Consider the following 20,320-nt stretch of genomic DNA (forward strand, 5'->3'; position numbering starts at 1 on the left):
CTACTGCCGGAATTGCCGACACAGGATGACCACTCGGTGACCTACATCCGGGCCCGCCATGCTGCTGTGCGCCGGTGTTCCGCGACGTCCGAGTGGATTCAGTTCGCCGAGCCCTCGGGCTTGTGCCGCTGGTAATAGCGGGCGACGCGCACCCGATTGCCGCATCGCTGTGCCGAACACCAGCGCCGACGGGGGTGGGTGGGCAGGAACAGCAGCACGCAGTCGTCGGCTTCGCAGCGCTTGAGTTTGTCGATCGATGGGTCGGTGAGCAGGTCGATGGCGGACTCGGCCAGCACTGCCGCGGCGGCGGCGCCGAGTGGGCCGTCGCGGCGAGCGGCCGCGACCACGGCGTCGCCGTTCCAGCTCAGCTCCCGGATGAGCGGCGCCGCGGCCTGGGCTTTCTCCAATCCGCGCAGGGCGGTGATCGGCGGCTGCTGCCCCGCCAATATGGCCTCGAGCGCGGCGGCGGTGTCTTCGCGGACTGCGCGGACGGCAATCAGATCGGTTGCGGTCGGCTGCCCGATCCTGACGCCGTGCAACCGATCCGCTTGCCGCGCAAGCCATTGCGCCAGTTGCTCCGCCGTGCCGAGCAGGTCCGGCCCATCCGGTGCGGTGTTGACCAAGTCCAGTGCCAGCGGCTCGCCGATCAGCGGGGTGGAATCGCTCATGATTCTAATGCTACTCCAACGGGTTGACACATTAGGTTGCTTGAGTTAGAAATAATGCAACATCTCATAAAGAAAGCATGTGAACAGATGAACGCCTTGCCTCGAGTCGAGTACCGCAGCACCGACGTCGCCGGAGTCCAGGTCTTCTACCGGGAGTCGATCCCGGACAACGCCGACGCGCCGGTGTTGTTGCTACTGCACGGCTTTCCCTCCGCCTCGCACCAGTTCCGCAGGCTGATCGACGCGCTCGGCAGCCGATACCGGCTGATCGCCCCCGACTACCCCGGCTTCGGCAACACCGTCGCCCCCGCCGATTTCGAGTACACCTTCGATCGGCTCGCCGACGTGGTGGAGGGCTTCGTCGAACACCTCGGCCTGCGCCGCTTCGCGATGTATGTCTTCGACTTCGGCGCGCCCGTCGGCTTCCGCATCGCCACCCGCCATCCGGAGTGGATCGCGGGCCTCGTGGTGCAGAACGGCAATGCCTACGAGGCAGGGTTGTCCGAGGGCGCAAAGGAATTCACCGCATTGGCACCGGAACAGGCGGGCGCCGAGGACACCATTCGCGGCTTGCTCACGCTCGAGGGCACCCGCGGCCAGTACGAGCACGGCGTCGCCGACCCCACCGTGATCTCGCCGGAGTCCTGGACTCTCGATCAGCACTTTCTCGACCTGCCGGGCCGCAAGGAAGCGCAGGTAGCGCTGGCCTTCGATTACAAGTCCAATGTCGCCGCCTATCCGGAATGGCAGGCCTGGCTGCGCAAGTACACCCCACCGGCCCTGATTGCCTGGGGCGCGAACGACCCGTTCTTTCCCGCTCCCGGGGCGCACGCCTACCTCGCCGATCTCCCGGACGCCGAGTTGTACCTCTTCGACACCGGTCACTTCGCGTTGGAGACGCACCTGGGTGACATCGCGCCGCTGATCGCGGACTTCCTCGACAAGCTCCCCGGCTGAGCGAAAGGCGCTGCCGCCAGCCCGACGCATCCGGCAGCGCCACGTCGGGCACTTCGCGAGCAGCCCGCGCACCTGGCCTCTCTCGCCGTCGCGATCGGTATCTCGGCGCGGTTGTCTCGCCGCTCGACAAGGCCGCCGAGGCGTCGACCCCAGCTGGCCGCCACCGCGACACAAGCGTGGCCCGCGACAGTTACCGGTCGCGGGCCACGCCTCGTCTGGAACTACCTCAGCTGTAGATCTTCTCGACCTCGGTGGCGTACTGCTTCATGACCACCGCGCGCTTGAGCGACATCTTCGGGGTCAGCTCGCCGGTCTCCTGGGTCCAGTCGACGGACAGGATGCGGATCTTCTTGATCGCCTCGGCGTGCGACACCTTCTTGTTGGTGTCGGCGACCGCGGCATCCACCTCCGCGACCAGCTCGGAGTTCTCGATCAGCTTCTCGATCGGGGTGTCCGCGGGCAGGTTGTGGCGTTCCTTCCAGCCCGGGAGTGCCTCCGGATCGAGGGTGATCAGCGCACCGATGAACGGCTGGCCGTCACCGACGACCATCACCTGGCTGATCAGCGGATGCGCCCGCAGCGAATCCTCCATCAGCCCGGGGGAGACGTTCTTGCCGCCCGCGGTGACGATGATTTCCTTCTTGCGGCCGGTGATGGTGACGTACCCGTCGGCATCGATGGCGCCGAGGTCACCGGTCTTGAACCAGCCGTCGGCGAACGCTTCCTCGGTGGCCGTGGGGTTGCCCCAGTAGCCGTTGAACACCACCGAACCGCGCAGCAGCAACTCGCCGTCCTCGGCGATCTTGACGGCGTGGCCCTGGATCGGCTTGCCGACGGTGCCGACCCGCAGGTTCTCCGGGGTGTTCACGGTGATGGCCGCGGTGGTCTCGGTGAGCCCGTAGCCCTCGTAGATGGTGACGCCGACGCCACGGAAGAAGTGGCCGAGACGTGCGCCCAGCGGTCCACCGCCGGATACCGCGGCCTCGCACTGTCCGCCGAGCGCGACGCGCAGCTTGCTGTAGACGAGCTTGTCGAACAGCGTGTGCTTGAGCTTCAGCACCAGGCCGGGGCCGCCGCTGTCGAGCGACTCGCTCCAGGCGATGGCGGTCTCGGCGGCCGCGTCGAAGATCTTGCCCTTGCCGCCGTCGTGCGCCTTCTGCTTCGCGCTGTTGAACACCTTCTCGAACACACGCGGCACCGCGAGGATGAAGTGCGGGCGGTAGCTGCCGAACTGGTCGACCAGGGTGGACCAGTCGGAGGTGAAGGCGATGATGACCTTGGCGTCGAAGGCGGCCAGCGTGACGCCGCGCGCGAAGACGTGCGCGAGCGGCAGGAACATCAGCGTCTTCTTGCCTGCGCTGACGTACTTGCTGAGCGCGATGCGGTCGGACTGCGACTCGGCGTAGAGATTCGAGTGCGAGAGCATGACGCCCTTGGGACGACCGGTGGTGCCGGAGGTGTAGATCAGCGTTGCGGGCGAGGCCGCGTTGACCTGCGCGCGGCGCGCGTGCACGGCCTCGTCGTCGAGGTCGGCGCCACGGGTGGTGAACTCCTCGATCGCGCCCTTGTCGATCTGCAGGGTTTCCTTCAGATCGACAAGCGCACCCGCGTCGATCTCGTCGATGACCGCGCGGTGCTTGTCGCTGTCGACCACGAGCAGCTTGGTGGCGGAGTCCTGCAGGATCCACTTGGCCTGCTCGGGCGCGGAGCTGTCGTAGATGGCGACGGTGCAGCCACCGGCAGCCCAGATGGCGAAGTCGAGCACGGCCCACTCGTAGCGAGTCGGGGCCATGATGGCGACGCGGTCGCCGAGTTCGATGTCCGAGGCGATGAGGCCCTTCGCGACGTCGGTGACGGTCTTCGCGAATTCCGCGGCGGTCACATCGGCGAAACCGCCGTTGCCGTTCGGAATGTTGAAGAGCACCGCGCCCGGCGACTGCTCGGCGTGCCGGAAGACGTTATCGGAATTGTTCGCGTCTTCCGGAATGGTGTAGGAAGCCGGGACTTCGAACTCTCGCATCAGTGCCCTTCCACGTGGTTTTACTCGCCAGTAATCTACGACACCTGAGACCGGGCCATTCCCTCGACCACCGAAAAGTGATCTGGTTCGAAAATAGCGGCCGATCGAGGCCTTAATCGTACGCAGCCGGACCCGGCCCGTCCTCGGCTTTGCGTGGGCCGGGGACGACGAGGCGGCTGCTTATCCTAGGTCGCGAACGGACGCCGGTTGGATCGCTTCGCGCAGAAATTCGGCCAATTCGGTCAGTGCCGCCGCGGCGGGCGCGACGAGCGCGGCCTGCAACTGCGCGACGTGCCACAGTCCCTGCGTCTCGGTGAACCGCACCCGCACGCCCGCGGCCCGCAGTGCGGCGACCAACTCGGTGCACTGGCTGTGCAGCAGCTCGCTCGTGTCGACCTGCACGTACGTCGGCGGCAGGCCGCGCAGCTCGCCGGTCAGCGGGGCGTAACCGGGGTCTGTCGAATCGCCGCCGCCGAGATAGGCGGCAGCGCATGCCCTCGACCACGGTGTGTTGATCACCAGGTCGCGGTGGCGCTCGGGGATCTGGTTCGGATCGGCCCATGGCGCGATCAGTCCGAGCGCCGCGGGCCTGTGCCCGTGCTGGGCGATCAGCCGCTGCGCCGTGGCAAGCGACAAGCCGCCGCCTGCCGAGTCGCCGGCGAGGGCGATGCTGCCGGGGCGGTAGCCCACGCTCTCGACCAGCTCGAGGAACGCCAACTCGGCGTCGTCGAGCCCGGCGGGGAACGGGTGCTCCGGGGCCAGCCGGTAATCGAGAACGTAGACGGTGCAGCCGGTTTCGTGCGCAAGCCGGGCGGCGAGCGAACGGTGTGTCGCCAGCGAACCGACCGCGTAGCCGCCGCCGTGCAGGTAGAGGATCGCGCCGCGCGCCGTCGCGCCGCGCGGAGATTGCGAACCCGCCGAGATCTGCTCGGCGGGCCTGCCGCCGAGGCGCAGCTTGCGCACGGCAGTTCCCGCGGGCAGCAACTGCGCGCGGGAACCGACATCGAGCAACAGGCGTTGCCACCGCCACGGCATCCGCTCGTTCAGCGTCACTCGGAAGATCGGACGCAGCAACGCCCGTGCGACGGGTAGCGGAAGGTTGATGTCGCGCATGGTGTTTCCTCGGCTGTGCCTTCTCGTGATCAGGGCAGGAACGGGCGATTCACCACGGCGGCGATGCGCTGGTAACCGGAGGCGGTGACCCGGACGAACAGGTCGAGCGCCTTCGCCTCCCAGCCGATCAGCACCCGGCCGTGCCCCTTGCGCACGCCCTCGGTGATGGTCTGCGCGGCCATCTCCGGGGTGTGCATCGCCAGCTTCCTGTCGAACATCGATGCGGCGTTCTCGCCGTCGATGCCCTCGGCGTAGGTGGCGTTGCGGGCCACCGCGGTCTTGATGCCGCCGGGATGCACGCAGGTCACCTGTACCGGGTGCCTGCCGACCAGCATCTCCTGGCGCAGTGACTCGGTGAACCCGCGCACCGCGAATTTGGCTGCGTTGTAAGCACTCTGGCCGGGCACCGCGATCAGGCCGAACAGACTGGACACATTGACGACATGGCCCGCGCCGGACTCGATCAGCATCGGCAGGAACGCCTTGGTGCTGTTGACGACACCCCAGAAGTCGACGTCCATGATGCGTTCGATGTCTTTGAACTCCGAACGGATCACCTCGCCGTGGTAGGCGATGCCCGCGTTGTTGTAGACCTGGTTGACCGTGCCGAAGTGTGCCTTCACGGCGTCGGCGTAGAGCAGTACGGCCTCGCGCTCGGCCACATTGATCCGGTCCGACTTCACCTCGGCGCCGAGCGCTTCGCAGCGACGCACCGTTTCGGCGAGGCCCTCGGTGTCGATGTCCGACAGCGCGAGCTTGGCGCCGCGCTCGGCGAGGTTCTCCGCGAGCGCGCGGCCGATGCCGGAGCCTGCGCCGGTGATCACGCACACCTTGCCCTTGAAGTAAGCGTCCTTGCGCCCACTCGTCTCCCGGCCGCCACCCCTCAAATCGCGCGATGCTGTATTCACTGTGAAGCCACCACTTTCAGATCGTTTCGGGAATCATTGCTTGTCGTCTCGTAGGCGGAGACATCGAATGTTCTTGTCAGCCTGCGAAATTCGAAAGTGAAGTCGGGCCACAGCGTGGTGTTGTTGCCATGCTTGTCCAGATACCAGCTCGAGCAGCCGCCGGTATTCCACACGCTGCCTTCCAGCTTGTTCTTCAGTTCCGCGTTGTATGCGTCCTGCGCGTCGCGGCGCACCTCGACGGTCTGCAGACCCAGCCGGTCCACGGTGGCCAGCGCGTCGGCGATGTAGTTGATCTGCGATTCGATCATGAACACCATCGAGGTGTGGCCGAGGCCGACGTTCGGTCCGAGCAGGAAGAACATGTTCGGGAAGTTGGCGATGGACGAGCCCTTGTAGCCCTGCTGGCCGATCTCGTCGAACACTTCCGAAAGGGTGCGCCCGTCCTTGCCCGCGATGGTGTTGTAGGCGGGGGAATCGGTGACGTGGAAGCCGGTCGCCACGATGAGGGCGTCGATCTCGCGCTCGGTGCCGTCCTTGGTGACGATCGAATTCTCGCGCACCTCGGCGATGCCGTCGGTGATCACGTCCACGTTGTCGCGGCCGAGCGCGGGGTAGTACTCGTTGGAGATCAGCATGCGCTTGCAGCCGATCCGGAAGTTCGGTGTCACCTTGGCGCGCAACTCGGGATCGCGGATCTCGAGCCTCAGCTTGGCCCTCGCGATCAGCTCGAACGCCTGCATCAACGCGGGGACCTTGGCCAGGCCGACGACCTGGGTCTCGCGGGCCGCGTAGATGGCCGCGCGCGAGAGGCGCTGGAAGCCGGGGAGGTGCTTGAAGGCCAGCCGCTCCGGCAGCGTGTACGGCCGGTCCATGCGGGGCAGCAGCCACGGCGCGGTGCGCTGGTAGACGTCGAGGTGAGCGACCTGGGACGCGATGGACGGCACGATCTGGATCGATGAGGCGCCGGTGCCGATGATCGCGACGCGCTTGCCGGTCAGGTCTGCGTCGTGGTTCCAGCGGGCGGAGTGGAAGATCTCGCCCTTGAAGTTGTTGATGCCCTTGATATCCGGCAGCGCGGGCTCGCACAGCGCGCCGACCGCGGAGACCACGGTGTCCGCGGTGAAGCTGCCCTTGGCGGTCTCGACCTCCCACCGGTTGGCGCCGGTGTTCCAGCGCGCGGAGGTCACGTCGCAGTCGAAGAGGTGCTTGTCGAGCACGTTGTACTTCTTGGCGACGCCCTGGATGTACTGCTGGATCTCGCCCTGCTTGGAGAACGAGCGCGACCAGTTCGGGTTGAGCGCGAAGGAGTACGAGTACAGGTGTGAAGGCACATCGCAGGCGGCGCCCGGGTAGGTGTTGTCGCGCCAAGTGCCGCCGACATCGCTGCCGCGTTCCAGCACCAGGTAGTCGGTGCGGCCCTGCTGGCTCAAGCGGATGGCCAGGCCGAGGCCGGCGAACCCGCTGCCGATGATGATCGTCTTGACGTGCCGGGCGGGGCGGTTGGCGACAGCTTTGTCTGTAACCTTGCGACTCATATAGGCGAGAGTACGACCTTATTGAGCATGAGTCAACAGTATTGACTGTCGTTCAGTAAGATGGCCGTGTGAGTACCAAAGGCACCGGAGAGACCGTGAAGCGCACCCGGCTCAGCCCGGACGAGCGCCGCACGCAGTTGATTACCTTGGGCGCCAAGATGCTCGGCGAACGAGCTATCGAAGACATCTCCATCACCGAGATCGCCGAACAGGCAGGCATCTCCCGCGGCCTGCTGTTCCACTACTTCCCGACCAAGCAGGACTTCCAGCTGGCGATCGTGCACCACGCGAATGTCGAACTGCTCGAACACGTCGCCCCCGACCGCTCGCTAGGCACCTTCGACATGCTGCGCGACTCGATCGACCGCTATATCGCCTACGTCAGCGAAAACCGCACGTCCTACCTCGCGCTGCTGCGCGGTCCCGCCAGCACCAGCCCACTGTTGCTCACCCTGGTAGAGGAAACACGCAACGCCATCGTCGGCAGCATCCTCACCGAGGCCCCCGTCCCCGTCGAACGCGCCGACCGCCCCCGCCTGCTCCTGGCCCTCCGGGGCTGGATCGCCTTCGTCGAGGAGACCACCCTCAGCTGGCTGCGCGATGAACCCATCTCCCGCGACCAACTGGTGGACCTGTTGGTCGAATCCCTTGTGGCCCTCGCGCTTTCGCTCAGCCCCGCTCTTGCCGCCGCGTTCAACGGGTGACGGATATACCCTGACGTATGGGTCTGTCTCGCCGGGAACTATTGAGATACGGCACCGCCGGATCGGTTGCGGTGCTGGTCGGCGCGTCGGCTGCCGGTAGCGGCCGGTTTCGGGCGCCGCGGTGGCCGGGGGACCCCTTCAGCCTGGGGGTGGCGTCGGGAGATCCCACCTCCGATGGTGTGGTGTTGTGGACCCGGTTGGCTCCCGACCCGTTTGCTCCGGACGGGCTCGGCGGGATGCCGCTCGCTCCGGTGACCGTCGAATACGAAGTCGCTCATGACGAGCACTTCCAGCAGGTGGCGGCCAGGGGTAGCGCGGTCGCGACACGCGCGCTCGCGCACACCGTGCATCCCGAGGTCTATGGATTGGCCCCGGATCGCTGGTACTTCTACCGCTTTCGCGCGGGATCGGCGATCTCGCCGATCGGCCGGACCCGCACCGCACCGGCGCCCGGCAGGCCCACCGCACGCATGCGTTTCGCCTTCGCCTCCTGCCAATCGTGGACCTCCGGCTTCTACACCGCCTACGAGCACATGAGCGCCGAAGACCTCGATCTGGTCGTGCATCTCGGTGACTACATCTACGAGCGTGGCTGGAACCGCGGCCGCGAGGGCATGACCGTCGAGCCCCAGTTCCGTGCCGAAGCGGTCGACCTGGCCGGCTATCGGCTGCGCTACGCACAGGCGAAAGCCGAGCAGCCGCTACGTGCCGCGCACGCCGCATTCCCCTGGCTGGTCACCATGGACGACCACGAGGTCGACAACAACTGGGCCGCCGACGCGCCGGGGCTCGGGCTCGACATCTATCGCATTCCCGCGCTGTTCCGCCGCCGCCGCGCCGCCGCCTTCCAGGCGATGTACGAGCACCAGCCGTTGCGGATCGAACAGCTGCCTGCCGGGCCGAACATGCGTTTGCATCGGCGCTACGGTTTCGGCGATCTCGCCGAGATCACCATGCTCGACACCCGGCAGTACCGCAGCAGGCAGGCATGTGACGGTATGAACGTCGCCGACTGCGCCGACCGGCTCGCCACCGACCGCACGATACTCGGTGAGCGGCAACGCGATTGGCTGCTCGACGGATTCTCCGGGTCCACGGCCCGTTGGCAGATCATCGGCAATCAGGTGGCGATGAGCCGATCCGACTACGATCCCGGCCCAGGTACCGACCTCGGCGCCGACGCCTGGGACGGGTACGTCGCCGACCGCAACACCGTGCTCGGCGCCGCCGCCGACCGCGGCGTGCGCAACCTCGTCGTGATCACCGGCGACCGGCACCACAACTACGCCGCCGATCTGCGCCGCGACTTCGCTGATCCCGAATCACCCATCGTCGCATCGGAATTCACCGGAACATCGATCACAAGCGGCGGCGACGGCGCCGACATCAACGCCACCGGGCGCAACCTGCTCGCCGCCAATCCCGACATGAAATTCTTCAACGCACAACGCGGCTATGTCCGCGTCGAACTCGATCAGGGATCGTGGCGCAATGACTTCCGCGTCGTCCCTTATATACGACGCCCCGGCGCGCCCATCCATACTCGCGCCAGTTTCGTTGTGCAAGATCGGATGCCCGGCGTCACGGAGGCATCGCGCCCCGATATCTCCGCCGGCCACGCTCCTGAACCGGACACCGCAAGCCTCCCACCGCAACCACGGTGATGCGGCGGGAGGCGGGCGGCGACTGCTCGGCACCCCTACACTCGGCGACATGTCTCTCCGACGGCTGATCGCCCTCTGTGTTTTCGCGCTGCTCGCCTCGTTCGGCGTGGCCGCCTGCACCGTCGAAGGGCCAGGCACCAAGTCCGACTGCAACGTCAGCGGCTGCACCGTCACCTTCACCCGTGGCGTGAACGCCAAGGCCAGCGTCCTCGGCGTCGACGCCGAACTCGTTGCCGTGAACGGCAACCTGATCACCCTGAAGGTGGCCGGTCAGGAGGTCACAATCCCGGCCGGGCAAACCCAGCCGGCCGACGGCCTCAACATCACAGTGCAGGAAATCACCAACGAGAAGGTCGTCGTCAAATTCGCCACCGGCATCACTACCGGCAATTAGCGCCGCCGGCAACGGACCGTCCTCGGCGTGCCGGCAGGATCGGTCCGTTACCGCTCGATCGTTGATGTCATCCGAGTCGTCGGAGTGCGAGAGGTGTCGCCGATCGCGGTGGGCGATCTCTTGCCCATCTGCAGAATTCGGGCATGCCGGGGTGGCGGCAGGTCACGGTGGCGGCATACGACTCACGTGGTACCCCCGACTGTCGGTGGACGGGGATCGGTCGGGTTTGGTGTCGCAGGCGGGCACGCAGCTGGTGCGTACCGCGGAGAAGATCGGCCTGGTCAAAGGTTTGTCCGAAGCGTTGGCGGCGTGGCGAAAACCCCTCGCGACCCACAATCCGGGCACGATCGTGCTGGATCTCGCGGTCGCGGCCGCGGCCGGCGGTGACTGTGCCTGAGCGCTCGTAGAACCCGTGTGCGCCCAGCCGCGAAGAATTCTTTCGGGGCCGTGTCGATCTGTCGCGTTCGCTGTTCGACCTTGGAGTGAGAGGGTCGGCAGGCGACCCGGACATAGGAGGATGACCGTGAAGTACATGCTGATCTGGCGGGCCACCGATGAGGGCAATGCGGCCATGGAGGGCGTCGACTTCGAGAAGATGCTCGAGACCGTCGGGCGCTACAACGACGAGATGATCCAGGCCGGGGTGCTGGTCGCGGCTGAAGGGCTAGCCGGGCCGGACGAGGGCGTGGTGGTGGACTATTCGTCGGAGCCGCCGGTCGTCACGGACGGGCCGTATGGGGAGACCAAGGAGCTTTTCGGTGGGTTCTACATTCTGAATGTGGCCTCCAAGGAGGAGGCCATCGAATGGGCCAGGCGGGCCCCGTCGTTCGGGCCGGGATTCAAGACCGAAATTCGCCGGGTCACCACGATCGACGAATTCCCGCAGGACAACGAATGGATTCAGAAGGAACGAGTATGGCGCGAAGCCACCGGGCAGTTGTGAGTCGCTGAGCGAATGGCCGATTCCACGGGTCGTGAGGCCGTTGCCGCCGTGTGGCGGATCGAGTCCGCGCGGATTGTCGGGGCGCTCGCGCGCTACACCGGAGACTTCGCGCTGGCCGAGGACCTTGCGCAGGAGGCATTGGCCGAGGCGCTGGTGAACTGGCCGCGGGATGCCGTGCCGCGCAATCCCGCCGGGTGGCTGCTCACCGTCGGGCGGCGGCGGGCTATCGACGCGTTTCGCCGACGTGCCGCGCTCGATGACCGGTACTCCGCCCTCGCCCGCGATCTGGGCGAGGGCGGGGTCGCCGCCGGTGGCCCGCCCGCGGAATCCGCGAATGCGCAGACACCGTGGGATCCCGATCAGGTCGACGATGACGTGCTCGCGCTCATCTTCATCGCGTGCCATCCCGTGCTTTCGCGTGAGGCCCGGATCGCGCTCACGCTGCGGGTGGTCGGCGGCCTGTCCAGCGACGAGATCGCCAAGGCCTTTCTGGCACCCACGGCCACCGTGCAGGCCCGGATCACGCGGGCGAAGAAAACCCTTGCAGCGGCTCGCGTTCCCTTCGCCGTGCCGTCCGCGGAGGAGCGCAGTGAACGCCTCGGGTCGGTGCTCAGCGTCATCTACGTGATCTTTACCGAAGGATCGTCCGCCACCTCGGGTGAGGATCTGATCCGATTCGATCTGGCCGGTGAGGCGCAGCGGTTGGCCCGGGTGCTGGCCCGGTTGATGCCGGCCGAACCCGAGGTGCACGGGCTGCTGGCGCTGCTCGAGCTCACCGCTGCACGCTTCCCGGCCCGCGCGGACTCCGACGGGCAGCCGATTCTGCTGGTGCACCAGAACCGCCGCCGCTGGGACCGCGCGGCGATTCGCCGTGGTCGCGCCGCCCTGACCCGGGCCACCCGGGTCGGCCGCGGCCTCGGCGCTTACGGCCTGCAGGCCGCGATCGCCGAATGCCACGCCGTCGCCGCATCCGTCGACACCACCGACTGGGACCGCATCGTGCTCCTATACGAGGCCCTGGGCCGCCTTGCCCCCTCCCCGATCGTCGACCTCAATCGCGCGGTCGCGGTGTCTATGGCACAGGGCCCTTCGGCCGCCCTCAGCATTGTCGACGAGCTCAAAAACTCCGCAGCCCTGTCGAATTCGCACCTGTTGCCGAGCGTTCGCGGCGAGCTGCTCACGCGATTGGGCCGCAGCGGCGAGGCGCGTGCCGAACTCGAACTCGCCATCCGACTCTGCGGAAACGAACGTGAACGCGCCTGGCTCGCGAAGACGGTCGCTGAACTGGGACAAACCCACTGACTGACCGGTTGTGAAGCACCATATTTCGGGAGGGTTCTTACCTGCGTTCGGTGCGGGCTGTCCTTTGCGACTGAATTCGTCCTCGCCGCTGCGCCATCGATACTGAACTTGTCCTCGCGCCACAGGCTGTGCGAACCACGCAGCTGGTCGGCCCGGTCCTGAGAGTGGCGCTCGGCGCACCTGCTCGAACAGCAACGCCGGGTCGAATCGCTCTGCGGGAGAGACGGATTCGACCCGGCGTCAGGTCATGGACGAGCCGGCGAACTAGCTGGTGGGCTCGAAGGCCTCGTCGATGATTTCCTGCTGTTCCACCGCGTGCACCTTGCTCGAACCCGAGGACGGGGCCGACATGGCGCGGCGCGAGATGCGGCGGAGCTTGGTGAAGCGCTCGGGGAGGAGCTCGGGCAGGTTGAGGCCGAAGAAGGGCCACGCGCCCTGGTTGGCCGGTTCCTCCTGGACCCACGCGATGTCGGTCGCGTTCGGGTAGGTCGCGAGCGCCTCGTTGAGGCGGAACTTGGGCAGCGGGTAGAGCTGCTCGATCCGCACAATGGCGATGTCCTCGCGGTTGCCCTTGGTCTTCGCCGCGACCAGCTCGTAGTAGAGCTTGCCGCTGGTCATCAAGACCCGCTTGACCTTGTTGCCGTCGCCGATGCCCTGCTCGTAGGTGGGCTCGTTGAACACCGAGTGGAACTTCGACTCGGTGAAGTCCTTCAGATCCGAGACCACAGCCTTGTTGCGCAGCATCGACTTCGGGGTGAAGACGATCAGCGGGCGGCGGATGCCGTCGAGCGCGTGGCGGCGCAGCAGGTGGAAGTAGTTCGCCGGGGTGGACGGCACGGCGACCGTCATCGAGCCCTCGGCGCACAGCAGCAGGAAGCGCTCGATCCGACCGGAGGTGTGGTCGGGACCCTGGCCCTCGTGGCCGTGCGGCAGCAGCAGCACGACGTCCGACAGCTGACCCCACTTGGCCTCACCGGAGGAGATGAACTCGTCGATGATGGACTGCGCGCCGTTGACGAAGTCACCGAACTGCGCCTCCCACAACACCAGTGCGTTGGAGTTGCCCAGCGAGTAGCCGTACTCGAAGCCGACCGCCGCGTACTCGCTCAGCGCCGAATCGTGCACCGCGAACCAACCGGGGTTGGTGCTGCCGATGTTGTGCAGCGGGGTGTACTCGTCGGCCGTCTTGCGGTCGATGATCACCGAGTGCCGCTGGGTGAACGTGCCACGACGCGAGTCCTGGCCGGTCAACCGCACCGCTTTGCCTTCGTCGATCAGCGTGCCGAAGGCCATCAGCTCGGCGAAGGCCCAGTCGACCTTGCCTTCGTATGCCATCTCGCGACGCTTCTCCAGCACCGGCTTGACGCGCGGGTGCACGTTGAAGCCGTCCGGCACATTGAGGAAGGCGTCGCCGATGCGCTGCAGCACCGTCTTGTCCACCGCCGTCACGACGGTGGTCGGCACCTGCTGGTCGTCCTCGACCGATTCGCTCGGCTCCGGGACGTACTTCTCCAGCTCGCGAACCTCGTTGAAGACTCGCTCCAGCTGACCCTGGTAGTCGCGCAGGGCGTCCTCGGCCTCTTTGAGGGAGATGTCGCCACGGCCGATCAGGCTCTCGGTGTAGGCCTTGCGAACCGAGCGCTTGGTGTCGATGACGTCGTACATGTACGGCTGGGTCATCGACGGGTCGTCGCCCTCGTTGTGGCCGCGACGCCGGTAGCAGATCATGTCGATCACGACGTCTTTGCGGAACTTCTGCTTGAAGTCCACCGCGAGACGCGCCACCCAGTCGCAGGCCTCCGGGTCGTCGCCGTTCACGTGGAAGATCGGCGCGCCGATGAACTTCGCGATGTCCGTGGAGTATTCGGTCGAGCGGCTGTTCTCCGGCGCCGTGGTGAAACCGATCTGGTTGTTCACCACGATGTGGATGGTGCCGCCGACGCGGTAGCCACGCAGACCCGACAGGTTCAGCGTCTCGGCGACCACGCCCTGACCGGCGAACGCGGCGTCACCGTGCAGCATCAGCGGGACAACGGAGTAGCCCTCCGGGCCGTCGCCCTTGTCGAGGAGGTCCTGCTTGGCGCGGACGAGACCCTCGAGCACCGGGTCGACCGCTTCCAGGTGCGACGGGTTGGCGGTCAGCGAGACCTCGATCTCGTTGTCGCCGAACATCTGCAGGTAGGTGCCGTGCGCGCCGAGGTGGTACTTCACGTCGCCGGAGCCGTGCGCCCCGGCCGGGTTCATGTTGCCCTCGAACTCGGTGAAGATCTTCGAGTACGGCTTGCCGACGATGTTGGCGAGCACGTTGAGGCGACCGCGGTGCGGCATGCCGATGATGACCTCGTCGAGCGAGTGCTCGGCGCACTGGTCGATGACCGCGTCCATCATCGGGATGACGGTCTCGGCGCCTTCCAGCGAGAAGCGCTTCTGACCGACGTACTTGGTCTGCAGGAAGGTCTCGAAGGCCTCCGCCGCATTCAGTCGGTTCAGGATGTACTTCTGCTGGGCGACAGTCGGCTTCGCGTGCTTCTGCTCGACCCGCTCCTGGATCCACTGCAGCTGCTCGGTGTCGAGGATGTGGGTGTACTCCACGCCGACGTGGCGGCAGTAGGCGTCGCGCAGTACCGAGAGCACCTCGCGCAGCTTCATCTGCTCCTGGCCGTGGAAGCCGCCCACATTGAAGGTGCGGTCCAGGTCCCACAGCGTCAGCCCGTGCTGGGTGACGTCGAGGTCGGGGTGGCTGCGGAACTTGTCCTTGACCAGGCGCAGCGGATCGGTGTCCGCCATCAGGTGGCCGCGGTTGCGGTAGGCCGCAATCATTTCCAGCACGCGCGAGCTCTTGTCGACGCCGCGCTCGCGGATGTCCTTGCGCCAGCGCACCGGCTCGTAGGGCACGCCGAGGCCGTGGAAGATCTCGTCGTAGAACTCGTCGCTGATCAGCAACTGGTGGATGGTGCGCAGGAAATCACCGGACTCCGCGCCCTGGATGATGCGGTGGTCGTAGGTGGAGGTGAGCGTCATGAGCTTGCCGATGCCGATATCGGCGATGCGCTCGTCGCTCATGCCCTGGAACTCGGCCGGGTACTCCATGGCGCCCGCGCCGACGATCGCACCCTGGCCCGGCATCAGCCGCGGCACCGAGTGCACGGTGCCGATGGTGCCGGGGTTGGTCAGCGAGATGGTGACACCGGTGAAGTCCTCGGTGGTCAGCTTGCCGTCACGGGCCCGGCGGACGATGTCCTCGTAGGCGGTGTGGAACTGACCGAAGGTCATTTCCTCGCAGCCCTTGATGGCGGCCACGACGAGGGTGCGACTGCCGTCCTTGCCGGGCAGGTCGATGGCGAGACCCAGGTTGGTGTGCGCCGGGGTGATCGCGTTCGGCTTGCCGTCGACCTCGGCGAAATGCCGGTTCAGATTCGGGAAGGCCTTGACGCCCTGCACGATCGCGTATCCGAGCAGGTGGGTGAACGAGATCTTGCCACCGCGCGTGCGGGCCAGGTGGTTGTTGATGACCAGACGGTTGTCGATCATCAGCTTGGCCGGAATGGCACGCACGCTCGTCGCCGTGGGGATGGTCAGCGAGGCGGACATGTTCTTGACGACCGCGGCGGCCGCGCCGCGCAGCACCTTCGATTCGTCGGCGGCCGCGGCGGGCTTGGGCCCGCCGGAGGTCGGCGTCGCGTTCGAGGTGGGCGCCGGAGTGGTCTGCGGAGTGCGCGCGGTGGCCTTGGCCGGCGCCGCGGGCTTCGCCGGTGCCGGGGCGGGCGCGGCGGGCGCCGGAGCGGCCGGCGCAGGTGCAGCTGCGGCGGGCGCGGGTGTGGCGGAAGTCATAGCCGCCTGCGCGGCCGGCGCGGCCTGCGCGGGTGCGGCGGGAGCCGCGGTCTGGCTGTTACCGGAATCTCCAGTGGCTTCGGGGGTGTAATCAGCGAGGAACTCGTGCCAACTCTCGTCTACCGAAGATGGATCCTGTTTGTACTTCTGATACATCTCATCGACTAGCCACTGGTTCTGTCCGAACTGGGAAGTTGAGCTGCTCACAGCAGGTGTTCGCCTCATTTCGTTCTTCGCGCTGCGACGTTTGTGACGTGCCCGGCACGGGGATCAGCGGATGCGCGCCGATGCGCCCTATCTGAGGATAGGCCCAGCAGCAAACCGGCGGATCTACTGACCACCCGACAGTCCCGATCCCATATGTGACGACTCGTCTGTGACCGAGAATATTCCCCCCGTTGCCCGAGCAGCAGCCCATAGCCGGGAATACGGCCCCGCGGCCGTGACCAGCGCCTCATGTGTGCCGATTTCCGCGATCTTCCCGTGATCGACGACCGCGATCCGATCGGCGCGCGCTGCTGTGCCGAGCCGGTGCGCGACGACGACGGTGGTGCGACCGCGAGTCAGCGAACGATTGGCAAACATCACCGCTGCCTCGGTGTCCGGGTCGAGCGTCGCGGTGGCCTCGTCCAGCAGCAGGAGATCCGGGCCGACCAGCTCGGCTCTGGCGAGTGCGACGAGTTGCCGCTGCCCCGCCGAGAGTCCGCGGCCGCGCTCGCCGACCGGCTGGCGCATGCCGAGCGGTAGTGAGGCGATCATGTCCAGCGCGCCGACCGCCGCGGCGGCCGCCGCGATCTCGGCTTCGGTCGCGGAGGGGTTTCCGAACGCGATGTTGCTCGCCACATCGCCGGTGAAGAGGTGCGCTTCCTGCGGGACGATGCCGAGGCGGGATCGGTAGTCGGTGAGGCGGTAGTGGCGAATGTCGACACCGTCGACGCGGATCGCGCCGGTAACCGGACTGCCGGTCGAGTCGCCGGTGGCGTCGTCGAGATTCCGGACACGGTGTTCGGGATCCTGGTTCGCGTCGAGGTCGTCGGGCAGATCGTAGAGGCGAGCCAGCAGCTTGACGATCGTGGATTTGCCCGCGCCCGTCGGGCCGACCAGCGCGAGGGTCGAGCCCGCCGGGATATGCAGCGATACGCCGTCGAGGGCGGGTGCGTCGGTGCCCGGGTAATGGAAATGAACATCGTCGACGGTGACCTCGCCGCGCAGACCGTCCGTGATCGCGACCGCCCGCGCAGAATCCGCGGCGATCGAGGACGGAGTGCGCAACAGCTCCCCGATCCGCCGCAGGCCGACCCTGGCCTGCTGATACCCGTCGAATACCTGGGAGAGCTGCAGAATCGGCCCGAACAGCAGCTCCAGATACAGCACGAATGCGATCAGCGTCCCCGGACTCGTCGCGCCGTCCGCGACCGCACGGGCGCCGACGAACACCACCGCGGCCAGCGCCAGATCCGCCCACGCGATCACGAACGCGAAGTACATCGAAATCGCGCGCTGCGCCCGCATCCGGCTGTTGCGATAGCGCGCGGAGTATTCGGCGAACCGGTGCGCCGCGAACGGTTCGTGACGGCTGGCCTGTACCGCGCGCAGACCGCTGACGTTCTCCTGGAAATCGGCGTTCACCGCCGAGACGTGTTCGCGCGACACCGTGTACGCGGTCGAGGAGACACGACGGAACAGCCAGGTCGCGACCGCGAGCGGCGGCAAGGCGACCAGCACCGCCGCGGCCAGTGACGCATCGATGACCAGCAGCGCGGCCGCGATGCCGACCAGGGTCAGACCGCCGATCAGCGTGGTCGCCAGGCCGGTCTGCAGGAAGGTCGACAAGGCGTCGATATCGGTGGTCATCCTGGTCATGATTCGACCGGACAGTTCTCGTTCGTAGAAGTCGAGGCCGAGCCGCTGCAGGTGGGCGTAACTGCGTACGCGCAGGCCGTAGAGCACCCGTTCGCCGGTGCGTGCGGTGAGCACGGTCGCCGCCGCGGCGACCGCCAAGCCCGCCAGCACCAGCAGGACACCGAGTGCCGCCGCGGTGGCGAGGGCACCGGAATCCGCATGGCCGACGCCGGAATCCATCGCATAGCGGACGATCGGCGGGAAGGTGACGCCGATGAGTGCGTCCAGCGCCAGCAAACCGATCACGACCAGCACCAGCCAGCGGACCGGTCGCAGCAGCCGAGTCAGCCGGAAGCCGGGATCGGGTTCTCGCAGTCGCCGCTCGTCCAGGCCGGGCGCTTCGGTGGCCGGTGGCAGCCGTTCGATATCGCGGCGCAACTCGGGGGTTTCGCTGAGATCGGCCGCCGCACCCGATGCGGGCCCGCCGATCGCGGCGGACCCGCGCCCGATGCGGATCGGCACGGCAGGGGCGTCCAGATGCTCGAGGTGATGCGTCGAGGTGGGGGCGGGCAGGCGGATCACCCGGTCGGCGTGGGCGAGGGTGGACTCGCGATGCGCCAGGATCACCGTCGTGCGCCCGCCCTGGTCCGGCAGTGTGTCGAAGATCGCGGCCTCGGTCACGGCATCGACCGCGGAGGTGGCGTCGTCGAGCACCAGGACGCGCGGCCGCGCCAGCAGCGCCCGCGCCAGCGCGATCCGCTGGCGCTGACCACCGGACAGCGTCAACCCGCGCTCGCCGACCACGGTGTCATAGCCGTCGGGCAATTCGGTGATGAAATCGTCGGCCGCGGCCAGCTGGGCGGCTCGACGGATCTCGGCGTCGGTGGCGTCCGGATTGCCGAGGGCGATATTGGCGGCGATGCTGTCGGAGAACAGGAACGGGTCGTCGAAGACAACACCGATCGCACTGCGCAGGTCCGCGGCTCGGACGTCCGCGATGTCGATAGCAGCCGGATGTGTGCGGCCTGCCGTTGGTCGGCTGGTTGCCGACCCGCTCGAAGACCGGTTCGGCGGGTCCAGTCGCGGTTCGCCGCTGCGCGCCGCGGCGGCCCGGTCGAGTTCCTGGCTCGACGACGCTGATCGGGCAGCGGTGGTGTCGGTTTCGGTGCCGAACAGGCGGATCGTGCCGGAGTCGGGTGTGTAGAAGCGGGGCAACAACAGCGACAGTGTGGTTTTGCCGGAACCCGCGGGACCGATGATCGCCACCGTCTCGCCGGGTCGGACGGTCAGGTCGAGGTCGCGCAGCACGGGGCGGTCGCTGTCGAATCCGAAGGTCACGGAGTCTATTTCGATGCCGAGCGGGCCTTCGGGCAGCGCGATCGGGTGGGCGGGGTCGGCGATCGTCGGCGCGGTGTCGATCACCTGGTAGACCCGTTCGGCCGCCGCGCGGGTCAGCTGGGCCATGATCACCACCGAGGTCATGGTGCGGGTGGTCGTGGTCATGGTGGCCACGTACGCGGCGAAGGCGAGGAAGGTGCCGATGCCGATGGCGTCGTGCAGTGCGAGCCACCCGCCGAAGGCGATCACCGCGACCAGACCGGCCTGCGGAACCGCCGATACGGTCGGCGCGAACCGCGCGTTGATCTTCGCCGCGCGCATGCGCTCGGCATACAGCGTCCTGCCGTGCCGCTCGAGCACCTCGACCATGCGGGCTTCCTGCCCGAACCCCTTCACTACGCGAACGCCGGTGACCGTCTCCTCGACGTGCTGGGCGACCTCGGCGGCGCGCTGCTGCGCGGACCAGGTCGCGGCATACAGCCGTGGCCGCATCCGATAGACGACCAGCGCGATCACCGGAACCACCAGCAAGGCGGCGGCCGCGAGCGGCGGCGAGAGCCACACCATCACCGCGGCCGCTAGCAGGAACTCCAGCAGTGCAAGCCCCGACAGCGGCGCCATGGCCAAGAGCCCCTGCACCAATTGCAGATCGGTGATCGATCGGGACACCACCTGGCCGGTGCGCATCGCGTCCTGCCCGGTCCCGTCCAGTCGCTGTAGCGAACCGAGCAGTTGCAGCCGCAGGCTGTGCTGCACATCCAACGACAGTCGTCCTGCCAGCATTCTGCGCCCGAACGCGGCCGCGAACCGTCCTGCCGCGAGCACCGCGAGTAGCGCTGCGACCACGCCGATGACGTCGGTATCGCCCACCCCCGCCGCATCCAGCGCCCGCTTGGTGAGCAGCGGCGCGGTGATCTCCACCACCGCGCCGACCGCCAACGCGGCCGCGATCCCCGCGAGCAGCCCGCCCTGCGACCGGCTCTCGGCCCACAGTCTGCGCATCCAACCGCGCGGACCCACGCCCATCAGCTGCTCGCTCACATCAGGTGCTCGCCCATCTCGATCGTCTCAGTTCATACGCAAGTCGACGTTAACGACGCG

General features: G+C 67.2%; 13 protein-coding genes and 1 pseudogene. 7 read left to right on the top strand and 7 right to left on the bottom strand.

The genetic code is table 11. From position 1 onward, the window contains the following. Positions 1-98: 98 nt before the first annotated feature. Positions 99-668 (bottom strand): CGNR zinc finger domain-containing protein, encoded by a 570-nt coding sequence (locus ACFU4Z_RS20205; RefSeq protein ID WP_379065096.1) that lies wholly within the window; start codon positions 666-668, stop codon positions 99-101. Positions 669-755: 87 nt separating this feature from the next. On the opposite strand from ACFU4Z_RS20205, the gene ACFU4Z_RS20210 reads away from it, so the two are divergent. Next, positions 756-1,625 (top strand): alpha/beta fold hydrolase, encoded by an 870-nt coding sequence (locus tag ACFU4Z_RS20210; RefSeq protein WP_379065098.1) that lies wholly within the window; start codon positions 756-758, stop codon positions 1,623-1,625. Between the two features lie 226 nt (positions 1,626-1,851). On the opposite strand, the gene ACFU4Z_RS20215 is transcribed toward ACFU4Z_RS20210, so the two are convergent. The 4 genes from ACFU4Z_RS20215 to ACFU4Z_RS20230 all read right to left on the bottom strand — a co-directional run bounded on the left by ACFU4Z_RS20215 (position 1,852) and on the right by ACFU4Z_RS20230 (position 7,201). Further along, positions 1,852-3,645 carry an AMP-dependent synthetase/ligase gene (locus ACFU4Z_RS20215; protein WP_379065100.1) on the bottom strand — a complete coding sequence of 598 codons (1,794 nt, stop codon included), beginning with the start codon at positions 3,643-3,645 and terminating at the stop codon, positions 1,852-1,854. Positions 3,646-3,825: 180 nt separating this feature from the next. Continuing rightward, positions 3,826-4,758 carry an alpha/beta hydrolase gene (locus tag ACFU4Z_RS20220; protein WP_379065102.1) on the bottom strand — a complete coding sequence of 311 codons (933 nt, stop codon included), beginning with the start codon at positions 4,756-4,758 and terminating at the stop codon, positions 3,826-3,828. 29 nt (positions 4,759-4,787) lie between these two features. Next, complete coding sequence (locus ACFU4Z_RS20225; RefSeq protein ID WP_379065405.1) at positions 4,788-5,645, bottom strand: SDR family NAD(P)-dependent oxidoreductase; 858 nt, start codon at positions 5,643-5,645, stop codon at positions 4,788-4,790. Between the two features lie 17 nt (positions 5,646-5,662). Continuing rightward, positions 5,663-7,201 (bottom strand): flavin-containing monooxygenase, encoded by a 1,539-nt coding sequence (locus ACFU4Z_RS20230; protein WP_379065104.1) that lies wholly within the window; start codon positions 7,199-7,201, stop codon positions 5,663-5,665. Between the two features lie 68 nt (positions 7,202-7,269). Between ACFU4Z_RS20230 and ACFU4Z_RS20235 the strand changes: the two genes are divergently transcribed. The 6 genes and pseudogenes from ACFU4Z_RS20235 to ACFU4Z_RS20260 all read left to right on the top strand — a co-directional run bounded on the left by ACFU4Z_RS20235 (position 7,270) and on the right by ACFU4Z_RS20260 (position 12,208). Continuing rightward, entirely contained in the window at positions 7,270-7,905 is a 636-nt protein-coding gene (locus ACFU4Z_RS20235; RefSeq protein ID WP_379065106.1) for a TetR/AcrR family transcriptional regulator, read from the top strand. Between the two features lie 17 nt (positions 7,906-7,922). Continuing rightward, positions 7,923-9,569: an alkaline phosphatase D family protein gene (locus ACFU4Z_RS20240; protein WP_379065108.1), complete on the top strand. Its 1,647-nt coding sequence runs from the start codon at positions 7,923-7,925 to the stop codon at positions 9,567-9,569. Positions 9,570-9,618: 49 nt separating this feature from the next. Beyond that, a complete protein-coding gene (locus tag ACFU4Z_RS20245) occupies positions 9,619-9,963 on the top strand; it encodes a hypothetical protein (RefSeq protein ID WP_379065110.1) in 345 nt (114 codons plus the stop codon). Positions 9,964-10,138: 175 nt separating this feature from the next. Continuing rightward, positions 10,139-10,354 (top strand): annotated as a pseudogene (locus tag ACFU4Z_RS20250) (IS1380 family transposase); the annotation flags it as partial. A gap of 132 nt (positions 10,355-10,486) precedes the next feature. Further along, a complete protein-coding gene (locus tag ACFU4Z_RS20255) occupies positions 10,487-10,906 on the top strand; it encodes a YciI family protein (RefSeq protein WP_379065112.1) in 420 nt (139 codons plus the stop codon). Between the two features lie 12 nt (positions 10,907-10,918). Then, positions 10,919-12,208 carry an RNA polymerase sigma factor gene (locus ACFU4Z_RS20260; protein WP_379065114.1) on the top strand — a complete coding sequence of 430 codons (1,290 nt, stop codon included), beginning with the start codon at positions 10,919-10,921 and terminating at the stop codon, positions 12,206-12,208. Positions 12,209-12,472: 264 nt separating this feature from the next. Here the strand turns inward: ACFU4Z_RS20260 and ACFU4Z_RS20265 are convergent, their stop codons facing one another. After that, the gene (locus tag ACFU4Z_RS20265) at positions 12,473-16,264 is read right to left on the bottom strand and encodes a multifunctional oxoglutarate decarboxylase/oxoglutarate dehydrogenase thiamine pyrophosphate-binding subunit/dihydrolipoyllysine-residue succinyltransferase subunit (RefSeq protein WP_379065116.1); all 3,792 of its coding nucleotides are present in this window, start codon (positions 16,262-16,264) and stop codon (positions 12,473-12,475) included. Between the two features lie 105 nt (positions 16,265-16,369). After that, positions 16,370-20,245 carry an ABC transporter ATP-binding protein gene (locus ACFU4Z_RS20270; RefSeq protein WP_379065407.1) on the bottom strand — a complete coding sequence of 1,292 codons (3,876 nt, stop codon included), beginning with the start codon at positions 20,243-20,245 and terminating at the stop codon, positions 16,370-16,372. Positions 20,246-20,320: the final 75 nt, after the last annotated feature.

The sequence above is a fragment of the Nocardia sp. NPDC057440 genome (assembly GCF_042802915.1).
Taxonomy (GTDB): domain Bacteria; phylum Actinomycetota; class Actinomycetes; order Mycobacteriales; family Mycobacteriaceae; genus Nocardia.